This window comes from Pseudomonas californiensis (assembly GCF_021147775.1).
Lineage (GTDB): Bacteria > Pseudomonadota > Gammaproteobacteria > Pseudomonadales > Pseudomonadaceae > Aquipseudomonas > Aquipseudomonas californiensis.
The window spans coordinates 1-2,233 of sequence record NZ_JAGTPK010000101.1 but is presented as its reverse complement, the minus strand read 5'-3'; the positions used below and the strand labels follow the sequence as shown (position 1 = coordinate 2,233).

Sequence of the window (2,233 nt, the reverse complement as noted above, 5' to 3'; positions counted from 1 at the left end):
GGGCCTGGATTACGACTACATCGAACGTCTAGTACGGACTTCATTCGACGTGGTGGTGTACATGGAAAACACCTACATCGAGGAAGTGCATTACGAACCCGAACACAAGCTGGCCTTGCTCAATGGTCAGCGTCAACGAGCTAAATAGGAGTGTGTCATGCGGTTGAAACGGACTTTTACTCGGAAGTTTGCAACACGCGGTAGCGGTAAGCGCGTAGCAGAAAGACCCGAGCCATCCACGCAACCCTGCGTTCTGGTGCTCAATTACTCACAGCTCTACGCAGTGGCCGAAGCCATCCAGATGGATTACGTCAACTTGCACAACAGCATCACTCGCAACCCTGCACGCGGCCTGGAGAAAGCCCTTGTAGAACGCGAGCGGCACAACCGTGATGCATTGGGGCAAGTGTTCACGATGATCGAAGCGATGCAGCCTTATCCGAGGACGTTTGCGGCATTCGAGGCTGCACGTGCTCACGTTCAGGAGGCCGAGCACACGCTCGCCCGGCAGGATGACAGGAGAAGTTTATGTGGTGGAGACTGACACTGCTGGTCATCGCATTGATGCTGGTGTTCTTCGTGGCAGGCCTGTACGCAGGAGGAGCGATGTTTCTGCACCTGACCCAGGGTCACTTCGCAGGCCTGTCCTGGGACACGCTGTGGGAGGCCCGCAAGCTGGCCTGGAACGACCGGCGGATGCTTTACGTGCCCTGGTCGTGGTGTGTGACGGCAGCCCTGACCTTTCTGCCGGTCGGCGTTACGTTGATGGCCGTTTTCGTGCGCTTGAAGCCCAAGACCTCGCTGCACGGTGATGCCCGTTTTGCCAACGACCGCGAACTGCGCCAGTTCGAGTACCAAGGTGAGTACAAGAACACCAGCAAGTAGGCATTGCACTCGCATCGCCCCCCTGATACGTCCGCATTTTCAAACCTGTCCATGTATCGCCACGCAGTCGGCTATTCCCGGAAGCACCTTGCAGGAGATTCTCAATGGAAATATCAGAAGGATGCTTGGGCAACCCTTGTCGTGCCGCAAATCCCGATGCGCAGTAGATGAGTGGAACCAAGAGTAGAAAGGGGCCACTCATAACGTTGGCAGTGTCTTTAAAGAACTGCTGATACTAGTTATAAAATTTCCCGATACGAAAAACAGGAGAGATTCGTGAGTACAAATAGCAAAGGTATTGACCTGTCGCATTTCCAAGGTGATGTCGATTTTAAAAAAGTTTCTGAGGCTGGCATTGAGTACGCCTTTATCAAAGCAACAGAAGGCGCTACTGTACAGGATGCAAAATATACTACATATCGTACTGACGCTAGAGCTGTCGGAATAAAAACGGGGGCATATCATTACTTTCGAGCGCTCAGTAGCACACCGGAAGCACAGCGAGATAACATCGTTAGTACACTTACCGCTGCCGACTTCGATGCATCTACTGAGTTTTTTGCTATTGATGTGGAACTAGCGGGCAATGAAAAAGCTACCCCGGACGAAATGGCTGATAACCTTCATAAACTGCTGACCTTATTGGAAAGCGAAAAAATTCTGCAGGGGAAAAAACCATTTATATATTGCAATAACAATTTCTGGATGAATAATATTTCAGGAGATAAATATGCCTTTAGTGAATACCCTCTGTGGATCGCTAATTGGGATGTTAGCGAACCTAAAGTTCCATCTACATGGACAGTAGCAGGTAAAAGCTGGTCGATTTGGCAGTACAGTAATAAAGGTCGCATCGATGGCATTGAGGCTGATGTAGATCTTGATTGGGTCCGTATTTGATCCAGTGATTTTGCAATTGGGCTAAGCGCTAAGGAGCCGCTGATTCATTCGATTTTTCGTCCCGGCAACGCTCTGGATGCCTTGATTTATCAGTGGGCAACAGCTGGGTTTTAGAATAAATCAGCGGCTCCTTAATACGAGCCAGAGGGATCCTTCAGTCGTAGATAATCTGAGCCAAAAAGCGCGCTGATTGCGACCCGTTACAAGTAGTCATTACGCGCGCATCGCCTCCTGATACTCCCGCACTTTCAATCCATCCCAATGCACCGCTACGCAGTCGGCTATCAGCTGTCTGGCGTTTGGCTGTGCCTGGCCTTACCTATATGAGGTGAACCGTGCTGCTACCTTTCGTAAGCGCTCCATAAACCCCACTTGGCTAAAGATAGGTAAAGCGCTTAGCTGTGAAGTCGAGGTTCGCAGTTCCACGGCAGCAAGGCTTCGTAATCCT

General features: G+C 50.7%; 3 protein-coding genes and 1 pseudogene. All 4 read left to right on the top strand.

The window, feature by feature from the left end; genetic code table 11:
* A pseudogene (locus KDX37_RS29020) lies at positions 1–148 on the top strand (P-type DNA transfer ATPase VirB11); the annotation flags it as partial.
* Positions 149–157: 9 nt separating this feature from the next.
* Positions 158–544, top strand: coding sequence for a hypothetical protein (locus tag KDX37_RS29015; RefSeq protein ID WP_231656609.1), 387 nt, complete (start codon positions 158–160; stop codon positions 542–544).
* Positions 529–885 (top strand): hypothetical protein, encoded by a 357-nt coding sequence (locus tag KDX37_RS29010; protein ID WP_231656608.1) that lies wholly within the window; start codon positions 529–531, stop codon positions 883–885. The genes KDX37_RS29015 and KDX37_RS29010 overlap by 16 nt, the downstream gene beginning before the upstream one ends.
* A gap of 276 nt (positions 886–1,161) precedes the next feature.
* Positions 1,162–1,785, top strand: coding sequence for a glycoside hydrolase family 25 protein (locus KDX37_RS29005; protein WP_231656607.1), 624 nt, complete (start codon positions 1,162–1,164; stop codon positions 1,783–1,785).
* Positions 1,786–2,233: the final 448 nt, after the last annotated feature.

Coding starts and splice junctions, on each gene's coding strand:
- KDX37_RS29015 (WP_231656609.1), top strand. CDS start 158: ATGCGGTTGAAACGGACTTTTACTCGGAAGTTTGCAACACGCGGTAGC.
- KDX37_RS29010 (WP_231656608.1), top strand. CDS start 529: ATGTGGTGGAGACTGACACTGCTGGTCATCGCATTGATGCTGGTGTTC.